Below are 11,897 nucleotides of genomic sequence, written 5' to 3'. Positions count from 1 at the left end.
TCAGTGACCACAGTTCGTCATCGAGTATCGGTTTGGCCATGGCCTCCTCGTCAGCGAAACAACGAAGAGGTTAACAAAACGCGCGGCGGGTTAACAGCCCCCGAACACTCATTTTGTTAGAGATTTTTAGAGTGAAAGCCAAAATGCCGCAGAGCGTATGCGGTGACTTCGGGGGGAATAAGAAGATGGGCTCTGCCAAGCGGGATTACGTCCGTTTTTTGCGCTGGCTTCACGTTCCGCAGCATGGTGTCGACGAGGTGGCGAAGCGCTTTGCCAATATGGTGATGGCTGATTTCGACGAGATTGCGGCCACTTGCCTCCGCCAATTGGTCCAGCAACACGGCCCCTACTCTTTCCGTTTTGCTCCCACCCTGGTAAGCCGGTTCTCCGCGGGCCAGGTGGCGAAACAGTTCACGTAACAGCGGTGTGATGGCCAGTGTGCAGCAGTAATCCCGCATCCGGACGGCTCCTGGCTCGATGAATAGTAAGTAGAGCTGAGCATTGGGCGGTGCGCGACTGCTATCTGGGAACTCAGTCATCAGGTCAAGCGGCGCGCATCGCCGGTCGTGTTGCTGCTGGGGGAAATACATACCATCAGCCGTCATCGTGTCGGAAGAAAAATATCGACAACGATCGACCAGGGTTGGCGAACTCAACACAGACACAGCGTCCTTCGCGATATACCTTGTCGCTGAGCTGGAAGCGCTTGATGCGAATCGGTGACGTGTCGGAGGGGGCAAGCCACTTGTCGATCAACCTGCGCAAACAATACCCGTCGTAGTTCATCGCACTCTCCATGACCCGTCACCGCGACTCGACCACCTTGTGAGTCCGCACCTTGGCACATGCGGTACCGTCAAGGCGCGGGTGCTCCGATTTGCCCTCGAGTAACTTGACTCCCAGGCTGGTGTCGGGCGGTAATTATCAGTCTAATGACTGATTTATACAGTCATGCGACTGATATATCAATGTCGCGACCCCTATGAAAATCACCTATCAACCTGATAAATAGAAGAAATATTGATGGGGTCCGATCTTCGTGTGCTCGATTGACTGGTAATTATCAGTCGCGTGACATATTCTTTGTGACAAGGTGGTTGCTCGTCATGGTGGCTTGGGCGAGGACCGATGAACTGACTGCGATCGCTCGGTCGAGGGAAGGTCGATATTTGAGCGGTTGGACTGTCCGAAGCGCACACCGGCGGCTGCCGGCAAGAGGTCAAAGATGAGGGAACTGGCGATTGAACTGACAGGGGCCAAAGAGTTGGCCGACGAGCCAAAGCGCCGCGGCAACAGAACGACACGAATCCCCGAAATCGTGGAGGCCGCGATCAATGTGCTCGCGCAGTACGGTAACGTCGGGTTCGCCTTGCGCCGCGTGGCGAGCGATGTTGGGATCCACCTGGCGACCTTGCAGTACTACTTTCCGACCAGAGAAGACCTTTTGCGAGCGGCGTCGGAGGCCGTGGCAACACGATATCTGACGCTCTATGAAAGTGTGGTCGACGACGATGATCTATCGCCGGAGGCTCGGCTAGATGCCATCGCAGATATCGCCTTTGACGAGTTGGTCAAGCGTGGCACACACATTGCACCATTTTGCCTGGAAGTCTGGAGCATGGCCGAGCGCGAAGAATTTGCCCGAGACTTGGTTGCAAGTTTCAACCGTCGATTTCAGGAGACGTTCGCTCGATTGCTGGCCAAGATCAATCGATCGCTTACACCGCGGGAGTGCGCATTACGCGGTCGTCTGCTGTACTCCCATTTGGCCGGTTTGATCGTTTTAGTCCGGCCGGCACATGGCGCATCTTCAGACGATGAAGCACTTCGCGCTGCGACGAAGGCTGTCTGGAGGGCGCTCAGCTACGCTCCACAGTAGCGCGGCACGAGAAGGGAATACAACGTAAATGACCCACTAATGATGGGGGAGACACATGTACGCACCTGTTCAACAGTTGTCGTCCGATCCACAAGACTTCGAGCGTCTGACATCGCAGCGGTTGTGCGAGGCGTTTGACGGCGAGCGGTTGGAACTCGAGGCTTCCCGGAATCGGCTTGAGCCGGTCGGAAAGATTACGAGGCGCCGATTAAGCAGCATTGAAATGCTGCGCTCCGAGGCGGCGACCTCCAGTCGTCCGTTTGGAATCCGTCGAGATTCGAAAAGCGGCAGAGGAGGGCAGGACGAGTTGATTCTGGTTGTCGTTCTGGCAAGTCAACTGTCATGCGAGATCGGGAACAGCTACTACACGCTGGCCGAGGGCGACATTGCGCTCATCGGCCCGGAGCATCCTAGCCGGATGGAGTTCTCGGCAGGCTTTGATGGGCTATGGGTACGTCTTCCGAAAATCGAATCACACATTCGACGCGTGATCTTTCAGGATGCGGTAGACAGAAAATTCGATAGCCGGCACGGGATCATGCATGTGCTGTTGAGAACGCTGCTGACCACATACGAGTCGGCGAACTCGATTGCAGGCGATAGCGTCCCGTGGTTGGAGAGCAGCTTGCTGGATCTCATCGTGGCGGCGGTAAGCGCCAGTTCGGTCGTGGCGAGAGAGGGGCGTGCAACGATGTATAGTCGCGCGACTCTGCAGCGGATCAAATCTCACATCGTCGCTAGGTTGCACGACGACACCCTTACCCCATCCTCCATCGCAAGCGCCATGGGCATAAGCGTGCGTCGCCTGAATGAACTCTTCGCTCAATGTCAGACGACGGTAACGGAGTGGATCATCGCGGAGCGACTCGAGCGATGCAGAAGACGATTGCTTCTCAGAAGCCAGGTTAAGGAAACAATTTGCCAGGTTGCGTACGAAGAAGGATTCAAGAACATTAGCCACTTCAATCGAGCCTTCAAGAATCGATTTGGCGAAAGTCCGGGCCAACTGAGAGATCGTATCCGCCGCGAGGGCCTTTCGTCAGTCGACGCTGAAAGGGGCGTCCAGCTGGAAGTCATGTGAGCATCCGCGTGCCCGTGCCCGCGCTGACGCACCACGTTCCACCGCGCGAACGCGCGATCAACTAAAGTCCATCGCCCTCTGCGGCATGACGCTCGTCATGCCGTCACACCGGGCATCCCTCCCAACGTTTCCACTCTGCAGCCGGCAGCATCGTCCATCGATGCTGTCGCGCGAAGCATCGCCATGTGATCCGCGGATGTCGCTGCCCGACAAGCAAAGCTTTTCCGCGCTGTGAGCAAAGGCGGACAGTTCGAGAACGCCTATTGTTCCTGTAACGGAAATGCGCGCGACGCTTACACCAACGGCCGCATACCGCAATAAGAGCCGATGCTTCGCCATGGGCAACTATCTAGGAGACGCAAGTGCCTGATACCACCATTCAAGGCCATCCTGCTTCTGCGCTGTTCGACGAAGAGGCGGGGACGATCAGTCCGCTGGTCTACTCCGACCAGGGTATCTACGAGCAGGAACTGGATCGCATTTTCGGGCGGTCGTGGCTGTTCATCGCTCACGAGAAACATATTCCCAAGACCGGGGATTTCTTCTCCACGTACATGGCGGAAGATCCCGTCGTTGCAGTTCGGCAAAAGGACGGGTCGGTCGCCGTCTTGCTCAATCAGTGCCGTCATCGCGGCATGAAGATTTGCCGTGCGGATCAGGGCAACGCAAAGGCATTCACATGCAGTTACCACGGTTGGGCCTATGGGATTGACGGCGCTCTCGTGAACGTCCCGTCAGAGGAGCACTACGGGCCGTGTTTCAACAAGGAAGAGTGGCCTGCAAGGCGCGTCCCTCGAGTTGAAAGCTACAAGGGCCTGATCTTCGCCAACTGGGACGAGCATGCGCAATCGCTGAAAGAATCGCTCGGCGAAGCTGCTCTGTACCTGGACGCACTGCTCGATCGGTCGCCTGCCGGTACGGAGCCGATCGGCGGGATCTACAAGTGGGTCATCCCCTGCAACTGGAAACTTGCCGCTGAGCAATTCGCCAGCGATATGCACCACGGGGTCATGTCGCATGTGTCTGTGCAAGTCGCGACAACACCGGAGTATGCGGGCAAGGAGCTGCCGCTGCCGGGCCGTCAACTGTTATCGGACCAAGGACATGGCACGGGCTTTTTCCTTGCGCCGGGCCTTCATGAAGACTGGATTGTGTCGCAGGCTGGCCAGCGCGAGCCGGGATACGATTCGGTGGCCCTTGCTCAGCGGCATGCCGCTCACAATGCGGGCGTGAGCGCGGTGACCGCGCAACACATGACCGTGTTTCCCACGTTCTCATTTTTCGGAGGCGTGCACAGCTGCCGTGTCTGGCATCCGCGCGGCCCTGGCGAAATCGAGGTCTGGGCGTTCTGTCTGGTCGACTCCGACGCTTCACCTGCCGAGAAGGAGCAACTCCGGCAAGCCACGTTGCGTACTTTCTCTCCGGCTGGAACCTGGGAACAGGACGACGGCGAGAACTGGGTCGAGATCCAGCGTGTGCTGCGCGGACATCAGGCGCGCCGTACCACCATGAGCATTCAGATGGGTAAGGATATCAATCCCGCTGCGGATCCCGCGTTCCCCGGCACTGTCGAGGGCTGCTACAGCGAGGAGGCCGCACGGCGACTCTATAGCCACTGGCTCAAGTTGATGTGTATTCCGACGCAACGCGATACGTGCGCCAAGGAGGCCGGCCATGGTTGCTAACGAAATCGCCGCGACGCGCGCGAACGCTGTTTCGGCAGCAGAGCACTTTGCGATCGAACAGTTCCTCTTTCTCGAAGCCGAGCTTCTCGACGGCAGGAACATCGCGGCGTGGATCGAGCTGATGGCCGACGACCTCCGTTACGTGATGCCGATCCGCCGCAACGTGGGGCCGCGCGAGCGAAAAGTGGAATGGACCAGTCCTGATGAACTCGCGTATTTCGACGAAAGCAAGGAAAACCTCAAGCTTCGTCTACGCAAACTCCAATCGGGCGCCGCATGGGCCGAGGAGCCACCGTCTCACACGCGGCATCTGATCACGAACGTCCGCGCAAGCGCTGCCGGGCAGGGCGAATACCTCGTCCGCTCGAACTTCCTCGCATATCGCAACAGGTCGGAACGACAAACCGACTACTTGATTGGGGAACGCCACGATCGCCTGCGCTGCGTCGATACGGACGCGGGATTTCAGATCGTCAGTCGGCGCATCTTGCTCGATCAGACGACGTTTCTCGCGAACAACCTCAGTTTCTTCCTTTGAGGGTGAGCGCAATGTCGTTTACCGATGTTTGCTCAGTGTCGGACGTCCCGAGCGACGCCGGGTTGAGGATTGATGCCGGACCCGAGGCGGTCGCCGTGTTCAAGATCGACGGAGATTTCTACGCGATCGAGGACAAGTGTCCCCACGGCGACTGGTCCTTGTCAGACGGCTATCTGGATGACGGCCTGATCGAATGCAGCTTGCATATGGCGAAGTTCTGCGTGAAGACCGGGAAGGTCTGTGCTCCGCCGGCTATACGCGACGTCAAGGTGTTTCCGATCAAGGTAGTGGGTGACCGGGTACTGATCGATCTTGAACCTGAGGCCGGCATATGAAACAGCCGCTTGCGATTGTCGGTTCGGGCCTCGCCGGTGTACGCGCGGCGCAGACGCTTCGTGCCAATGGGTATAGCGACAGAATCATCTTGGTCGGCGAGGAGGTTCAGCACCCGTACGAGCGACCTGCGTTATCGAAGGAAGCACTGTGCGGGGGCGCTCCGCCGGCGCTGTGCTCGACGGAAGACCTGAATACATTGGAGCTCGACTGGCGTCGAGGGTCGCGCGCGGTGTCGATTGACGGAGGCGTACTCGCGCTTGACGACGGCACGTCGGTGGCGACCGACGGCATTTTGCTGGCGACCGGCGCCCGGGCTCGCAAGGTCGACTTGCCCGGCGTGTCGTTGCCAGGCGTCCATACGCTACGTGCGCTGGATGATGCGTTCGCGCTTCGAGACGCGCTGGCGGCGCAGAGCGAGATCGTCGTCATCGGTGGTGGCCTGATTGGGTGCGAGGTCGCCAGCACCGCGCGGAAGGCAGGGCATGCGGTCACTGTCGTCGAGTCTGGCGAGGAACTGATGGAGCGCGCGCTCGGGCGAATGATGGGGCTTTGGGCGCGGGTCCAACTCCAGCAACTCGGTGTGGTCGTTCATCGATCCGCGACGGTCGCCTCGATCGAAGGCCATGCACGGGTGCGCGGCGTGAGATTGTCGAACGGCGCGTACTTGCCGGCTGACGTCGTTGTCCTGAGTGTGGGAGCCCAGCCATGCGACGAACTCGCACAAGCCGCAGGTGCGGCGTGTATGCGCGGCGTGGTCGTCGATGCCGCTGGCCGCAGCACCATTCCTGGAATCTTCGCTGCCGGTGACGTTGCCTCGTGGCCGCTCGTAGAAGGCGGGCGCCGCTCTCTCGAGAGTTTTCTCAACAGCCAGGCGCAGGCGGCCGTCGCAGCATGCGCAATGATCGGGCGCGTGAACGAGCAGCCTCAGACCGCGCTTTCGTGGACCGAAATCGCCGGGCGAAAGATTCAACTTGCAGGCGATCTCACCGGCTCGGGAGAGATGGTTATTCGGGGCGATGAGTCAGGCGCGTCCTTTTCCGTATTCCGCGTATCGAACGGACGGGTGGCAGGCGTTGCGACAGTCGACGCCCCGCGTGAATACGCAACGGCCAAACGGCTCGTCGAGTCGCGAATCGCGGTGCAGACCAATCTGCTGGCCGATTCCTCTACCGAGCTTCGCAGCTTGCTTAGCTACAAGGTAAACTAAATGAAAAAACTGGAAAACCAGGTCGTGCTGGTGACAGGCGGCGCATCTGGCCTGGGCCGCGCCATCGTCGAGCGGTTCGTTTCGGAGGGCGCGCGGGTAGGCGTGCTTGACCGCTCGGCTGATCGGATTGCCGAAATCCGCGATGCACTCGGTAATGCTGTGATGGGCTTCCAGGGCGATGTTACGTCGTATGAGGACAACCTTCGCGCAGTGAATGGATTGGTCGCTCAGTTCGGCCGCCTGGATTGCGCGATCGGGAACGCCGGGATCTGGGATTTCAAGACCGCACTGGTCGACCTCTCGGAAGACAAACTCTCTTCGGCGTTCGACGAATTGTTCGCCGTGAACGTGAAGGGCTATCTTCTGCTCGCCAAGGCCGCTTTGAAAGCGCTGGCCGAAAGTCGCGGGAGTCTGATCTTTACGGCATCGAACGCGTCGTTTCAGTCGGACGGTGGCGGCGTCCTCTACACGGCCAGCAAGCACGCAATTCGCGGCATCGTTACGCAACTCGCTTTCGAATTGGCGCCGTTCGTCCGCGTCAACGCCGTTGCTCCGGGGGGAATGATCACGAACCTCAGCGGCGTGAAGTCGCTCGGACTCTCGGATGCCACGATTCCGGCGGAGCCGTTCGTCGAAATGGCGCGCCATGTGGTGCCTATCGGTCATCTGCCGACTCCGGCCGACTACACTGGCGCCTATGTTTTCTTTGCGTCGCGCGAAGACAACGTGCCGGCGACGGGAACGGTCCTGCGACACGACGGTGGGTTGGCCGTTCAAGGGTTTATCGATTGCCGGGGTGGAGCCGGCTTGCTCGAAAAACTTGCAATCAATCAGGAGACAGTCGCATGAAGGTGCAATCGTTGGGTTATATCGGAATCGACGCTTCCGACTTGTCCGCCTGGAAACGGTACGCGACCGAGTTCCTGGGTTTGATGCCCGGAGAAAATGGCGCGTCCGGCGATCGCTACCGCATCGATAACCGTCTCTGGCGGATTTCGGTTGAACCAGGTGAGCGCGATGACATCGCCTATGCCGGATTCGAACTGGAAGGGCCGGAAGCACTCGCGCATATGGCCGGACACCTGCGGGACCTGGGTTACAGCGTCGAAAGCGATTCCGGCGAACTCGCACGTTGCCGGCAGGTGCGCGGGCTGGCACGTTGCGCCGATCCGTCCGGCTTGCCGGTGGAACTGTACTGGGGGGCGACCGAACGCGGCGAAGCACCGTTTCGATCGGCGGTGGTCGACGGTTTCGAAACCGGCGACCAAGGGCTCGGGCATATCGTGCTGCTCGTTCCCGACCTCAAAGCAGCACTCAAATTCTACTGCCAGGGATTGGGCTTCAAGCTATCCGACATCATCACGATGCCGATCGGTCCCGACCGCACGCTCGAACTGCATTTCCTTCACTGCAACCCGAGGCATCACACGTTGGCCTTCGCCGAAATGCCGGCGCCGAAGCGCCTCCAGCACTTCATGTTGCAGGTGCCGTCGATCGACGACGTCGGCTTCGCGCTCGATCGCGCAGAGCAGCAGAGCGTGCCGGTCACGATGACGTTGGGTCGCCACACCAATGACCAGATGGTGTCCTTTTACGCGAGAACGCCGTCAGGATTCGAAGTCGAATACGGTGCGGGAGCGGTGAGTGTCGACGCGTCGTGGACGGTGGTGAATCACGATCGGATCAGCGTGTGGGGCCATCACCGTACCGGCCAGTGAGATTGGGAGAACAACATGAGTGAAGTGAATTTCCGCAGCGCCTTTGTCGAATTCGAAGGCACCCGAATCCACTACCAGGAGGCGGGCGAAGGTCCGGCTCTCATCATGCTTCAGGGATCGGGGCCGGGTGCGTCCGGTTGGTCGAACTATAGCCGCAACGCGCCGTTCTTCGCGCGCAGCCACCGTGTCATCGTGCCGGACCTCGCCGGGTGGGGCAAATCCGACATGAGGCCGGTTGGCGTATCGATTCCTGGCTGGTGGGCGAACTCGATTCTCAGTCTCATGGAATCTTTGTCCATTACGCAGGCTGACATCATCGGTAATTCGCTCGGAGGAATGATTGCCCTGAAGATGGCCTTGACTGCTCCGGACCGTGTCGGCCGGCTCGTGCTGATGGGACCGGCCGGCGGCTTCCCGACGCTTGGCCAATGGCCCACGCCCGCGATCCGCACGTTGGCGACCGCCTATGAGGGCGATGGCATTACGGCGGAAAAGGTGAAGAGTTTCATCAGCGAGAGCCTGTTCGATCAGTCGGCGATCACCGATGAACTGGTCAAGGGCAGACTTGAGGCGGCAATGGATCCGCGCATCATTGCGCAGCCGCCGATGCGCCTGGAATCCGGACAACCGATCGAAGAACTCTGGCGAGACCCGGGCCTTGCGACGCTGCCGCACCAGACACTGATCATTTGGGGCAGAGAGGACCGCGTGGTTCCGCTCGATACCGGAATGATCTATGTCAAGCGTATTCCCAATGCGCAACTCAACACCTTTCCGAAGTGCGGCCACTGGGCGCAATGGGAATGGGCGGATCGGTTCAATCGAGTCGTTTCGTCCTTCCTCTCGGAAGAGCGTTGACGAGCGCGCGAGAAGCGCAGGGCGGCCGACGGGAATACGACGCCGACGGCTGTTGAATCACGACCTAACTGGGATTTTCCATGGCAATGACAGGCCGGATGATGAGTACGCCCCTGCTCATCTCTTCGATCATCAGGCGCGCGGCGCGATATAGCGGCGGCGTCGAGATTGTTTCGCGCGGCAGTGACGGCGGCATTCATCGCTATACCTATCGGGAGTGCGAACTCCGCGCGCGTAAGCTGGCCCAGGCGTTGGAGGCGCTCGGCGTGCGACAAGGCGATCGCATCGGCACACTGGCATGGAATAGCTATCGCCATCTGGAGCTTTACTACGCCGTGCCAGGGGCGGGTGCGGTCTGCCATACCATCAATCCACGATTGTTTCCCGAGCAGATCGTCCATATCGTCAACGATGCCGAAGACACGTACGTGTGTTTCGACGTTCAATTCCTGCCTCTCGTCGAGGAAATCGCAGGACGGTGCCCAGGCGTCAACGCGTGGATCATGATGGCCGGTCGCGAGGACATGCCCGCCGCTAGCAAGGCTTCCTTGCTCTGCTACGAAGAATTGATCGGTGCGCAGGATGGAAATTACGAATGGCCAGTGTTGGACGAGAACCTCGCATCGGGCCTCTGCTATACGTCCGGTACGACCGGCAACCCGAAGGGTGTGCTGTACTCGCATCGTTCAACCGTTCTGCATTCCTATTCTTCCGCATTGCCCGATTCGCTGAATTGTTCGGCGTCGGAGGTCATCATGCCGGTGGTTCCCATGTTTCACGTGAATGCATGGGAGCTGCCGTATTCCGCGCCTTTGGTCGGCGCGAAGCTGGTGCTTCCGGGGCAAAGGCTCGACGGCGCTTCCCTCTACGAGTTGATCGAGGGCGAGCAGGTTACCTACTCCGCGGGCGTGCCGACCGTGTGGCTCGGCCTGCTCGAGCATGTGCGATCGAACGATCTGAAGTTTTCGACATTCCGTCGAACAGGTATCGGCGGGTCGGCCGTCTCCCGATCGATGATTCGCGCCTTCAGGGAATTGGGTGTCGACGTGGCTCATGGTTGGGGCATGACGGAGACATCGGCGATGGGCGCCAGCTGCACGCTGCGACGTCAGCATGCCGGGCTTTCCGAATCCGGGCAAGAAAAGGTTCTCGAGAAGCAAGGTGCCGTGATTCCGGGCATAGACATGAAGATCGTGGACGGCCAGGGTCACGAGTTGCCCTGGGACGGCAAGACGGCGGGCGATCTGCTTGTTCGCGGCCCGTGGATCATAGATTCGTACTACGGCAACGACACGTCGCCGCTGCAGGATGGCTGGTTTCCAACTGGCGATGTAGCGACGATCGATGCGGATGGCTACATGCAGATCACCGACCGCAGCAAGGACGTCGTCAAATCCGGAGGTGAATGGATCTCGTCGATAGACATCGAGAACATCGCAGCGGCTCACCCAGCGGTACATATGGCCGCGTGCATTGCCGTGCGCCATCCGAAATGGGGCGAGCGCCCATTGGTGGTCGCGGTAAAAAAAGCCGGCGCGAATGTCAGTCGAGATGAATTGCTGCAGTTTTTTGAAGGAAAGGTTGCGAAGTGGTGGGTTCCGGACGATGTGGTTTTCGTCGACGCCATGCCCATGACCGCGACCGGGAAATTTCAAAAAGCCGCACTGCGAGAGCAGTTCAAGGAGCATCGATTGCCGACGGCCTGAATTTCGAAGCTTATTGATGAAACACACCACCTATTCCAAGGCTGCGGAACGAACGTCAGTCCGCGCCGGAGATCTTGGTAGATGAGGTTTGGACGTATGGCTAATTCTTCTATTCAGCAAGCCGCGGATGCCTTGTACGAAGCCCGCAGTACGCGTATCCCGGTTTCCAGGATTTCGGAAAGGTTCGGGATCGAGGGTCTGCACGACGCGTATCGGGTAGCGGCGATCAACACGAACCGTGCTATCGACGCGGGGAAACGAATTTGCGGGAAGAAAGTCGGCCTGACATCGGTTGCGGTCCAGCGACAACTCGGGGTCGACCAGCCGGATTTCGGCGTCCTGTTCACGGATATGGAGTTTGTCAGCGGCGCAGACATTCCGGTTAGTCGCCTGATTCAGCCCAAGGCCGAGGGCGAGGTGGCTTTCGTCATCGGGCGCGACCTGACCGAGGAACTGAGCTGGGGCCGATTCCTGCATGGCATCGAGTACGCATTGCCCGCGATCGAGGTTGTCGACAGCGCGATCGAGAACTGGAGCATCACGCTCGTCGATACGGTGGCGGACAACGCCTCGTGCGGCCTTTACGTCCTGGGCACGGATCCGAAACGCATTTCCGATCTCGATCTCGCCACTTGCAAGATGCGCTTCCTGAAAACGGACGAGCTTGTCTCGGAGGGGCATGGGGCTGCCTGCCTGGGCCATCCGCTACTCGCCGCCTGGTGGCTCGCCCGGACGATGCAACAACTCGGCGATCCACTTCGCGCTGGCGATGTCGTGCTGTCGGGTGCGTTGGGGCCGATGTTCCCTGTACGCGAAGGCGACGCATTGCAGCTGGAAGTCGGCGGGCTAGGCAAAGTTTCCTGTATCGCTGCGTAGGCGATCGATTTTA

The 11,897-nt window shown here is 59.4% G+C and carries 13 protein-coding genes; 12 read left to right on the top strand and 1 reads right to left on the bottom strand.

Annotated elements, in window-relative coordinates; translation table 11 throughout:
• The first annotated feature begins 131 nt into the window (after positions 1 to 131).
• Positions 132 to 419 carry a hypothetical protein gene (locus LGN17_RS28710; RefSeq protein ID WP_226200359.1) on the top strand — a complete coding sequence of 96 codons (288 nt, stop codon included), beginning with the start codon at positions 132 to 134 and terminating at the stop codon, positions 417 to 419.
• A 175-nt stretch (positions 420 to 594) separates the two neighbouring features.
• Here LGN17_RS28710 and LGN17_RS28705 read toward each other — a convergent pair whose 3' ends face one another.
• Complete coding sequence (locus tag LGN17_RS28705) at positions 595 to 786, bottom strand: hypothetical protein (protein ID WP_226200358.1); 192 nt, start codon at positions 784 to 786, stop codon at positions 595 to 597.
• A gap of 439 nt (positions 787 to 1,225) precedes the next feature.
• On the opposite strand from LGN17_RS28705, the gene LGN17_RS28700 reads away from it, so the two are divergent.
• The 11 genes from LGN17_RS28700 to LGN17_RS28650 all read left to right on the top strand — a co-directional run bounded on the left by LGN17_RS28700 (position 1,226) and on the right by LGN17_RS28650 (position 11,884).
• Positions 1,226 to 1,879 (top strand): TetR/AcrR family transcriptional regulator, encoded by a 654-nt coding sequence (locus LGN17_RS28700; protein ID WP_105819060.1) that lies wholly within the window; start codon positions 1,226 to 1,228, stop codon positions 1,877 to 1,879.
• A gap of 55 nt (positions 1,880 to 1,934) precedes the next feature.
• Positions 1,935 to 2,960 carry a helix-turn-helix domain-containing protein gene (locus tag LGN17_RS28695; protein WP_226200356.1) on the top strand — a complete coding sequence of 342 codons (1,026 nt, stop codon included), beginning with the start codon at positions 1,935 to 1,937 and terminating at the stop codon, positions 2,958 to 2,960.
• A gap of 362 nt (positions 2,961 to 3,322) precedes the next feature.
• Positions 3,323 to 4,645: an aromatic ring-hydroxylating oxygenase subunit alpha gene (locus LGN17_RS28690; protein WP_105819062.1), complete on the top strand. Its 1,323-nt coding sequence runs from the start codon at positions 3,323 to 3,325 to the stop codon at positions 4,643 to 4,645.
• Positions 4,635 to 5,183, top strand: a complete 549-nt coding sequence (locus LGN17_RS28685; RefSeq protein ID WP_226200354.1) for an aromatic-ring-hydroxylating dioxygenase subunit beta — start codon at positions 4,635 to 4,637, stop codon at positions 5,181 to 5,183. The genes LGN17_RS28690 and LGN17_RS28685 overlap by 11 nt, the downstream gene beginning before the upstream one ends.
• 11 nt (positions 5,184 to 5,194) lie before the next feature.
• Positions 5,195 to 5,518, top strand: a complete 324-nt coding sequence (locus tag LGN17_RS28680; RefSeq protein WP_006752837.1) for a bifunctional 3-phenylpropionate/cinnamic acid dioxygenase ferredoxin subunit — start codon at positions 5,195 to 5,197, stop codon at positions 5,516 to 5,518.
• Complete coding sequence (locus tag LGN17_RS28675; RefSeq protein ID WP_226200353.1) at positions 5,515 to 6,726, top strand: NAD(P)/FAD-dependent oxidoreductase; 1,212 nt, start codon at positions 5,515 to 5,517, stop codon at positions 6,724 to 6,726. Before LGN17_RS28680 ends, LGN17_RS28675 begins: the two co-directional genes overlap by 4 nt.
• Positions 6,727 to 7,575, top strand: coding sequence for a 3-(cis-5,6-dihydroxycyclohexa-1,3-dien-1-yl)propanoate dehydrogenase (gene hcaB / locus LGN17_RS28670; protein WP_105819066.1), 849 nt, complete (start codon positions 6,727 to 6,729; stop codon positions 7,573 to 7,575).
• Positions 7,572 to 8,444, top strand: a complete 873-nt coding sequence (locus LGN17_RS28665; protein WP_226200350.1) for a VOC family protein — start codon at positions 7,572 to 7,574, stop codon at positions 8,442 to 8,444. Before hcaB ends, LGN17_RS28665 begins: the two co-directional genes overlap by 4 nt.
• A 15-nt stretch (positions 8,445 to 8,459) precedes the next feature.
• Positions 8,460 to 9,302: an alpha/beta fold hydrolase gene (locus LGN17_RS28660; RefSeq protein WP_226200349.1), complete on the top strand. Its 843-nt coding sequence runs from the start codon at positions 8,460 to 8,462 to the stop codon at positions 9,300 to 9,302.
• 80 nt (positions 9,303 to 9,382) lie between these two features.
• Entirely contained in the window at positions 9,383 to 11,008 is a 1,626-nt protein-coding gene (locus LGN17_RS28655) for a 3-(methylthio)propionyl-CoA ligase (protein WP_226200347.1), read from the top strand.
• A 96-nt stretch (positions 11,009 to 11,104) separates the two neighbouring features.
• On the top strand, positions 11,105 to 11,884 hold the full coding sequence (locus tag LGN17_RS28650) for a 2-keto-4-pentenoate hydratase (protein WP_226200345.1): 780 nt from the start codon (positions 11,105 to 11,107) through the stop codon (positions 11,882 to 11,884).
• Positions 11,885 to 11,897 lie beyond the last annotated feature (13 nt).

The organism is Burkholderia sp. AU30280 (assembly GCF_020420125.1).
Classification (GTDB): Bacteria; Pseudomonadota; Gammaproteobacteria; order Burkholderiales; family Burkholderiaceae; genus Burkholderia.
Note: the sequence above shows the minus strand (reverse complement) of the source record. Positions and strands in the feature narration are given on the sequence as shown.

Coding starts and splice junctions, on each gene's coding strand:
- LGN17_RS28665 (WP_226200350.1), top strand. CDS start 7,572: ATGAAGGTGCAATCGTTGGGTTATATCGGAATCGACGCTTCCGACTTG.
- hcaB (WP_105819066.1), top strand. CDS start 6,727: ATGAAAAAACTGGAAAACCAGGTCGTGCTGGTGACAGGCGGCGCATCT.
- LGN17_RS28655 (WP_226200347.1), top strand. CDS start 9,383: ATGGCAATGACAGGCCGGATGATGAGTACGCCCCTGCTCATCTCTTCG.
- LGN17_RS28660 (WP_226200349.1), top strand. CDS start 8,460: ATGAGTGAAGTGAATTTCCGCAGCGCCTTTGTCGAATTCGAAGGCACC.
- LGN17_RS28700 (WP_105819060.1), top strand. CDS start 1,226: ATGAGGGAACTGGCGATTGAACTGACAGGGGCCAAAGAGTTGGCCGAC.
- LGN17_RS28685 (WP_226200354.1), top strand. CDS start 4,635: ATGGTTGCTAACGAAATCGCCGCGACGCGCGCGAACGCTGTTTCGGCA.
- LGN17_RS28675 (WP_226200353.1), top strand. CDS start 5,515: ATGAAACAGCCGCTTGCGATTGTCGGTTCGGGCCTCGCCGGTGTACGC.
- LGN17_RS28705 (WP_226200358.1), bottom strand. CDS start 786: ATGAACTACGACGGGTATTGTTTGCGCAGGTTGATCGACAAGTGGCTT.
- LGN17_RS28650 (WP_226200345.1), top strand. CDS start 11,105: ATGGCTAATTCTTCTATTCAGCAAGCCGCGGATGCCTTGTACGAAGCC.
- LGN17_RS28680 (WP_006752837.1), top strand. CDS start 5,195: ATGTCGTTTACCGATGTTTGCTCAGTGTCGGACGTCCCGAGCGACGCC.
- LGN17_RS28695 (WP_226200356.1), top strand. CDS start 1,935: ATGTACGCACCTGTTCAACAGTTGTCGTCCGATCCACAAGACTTCGAG.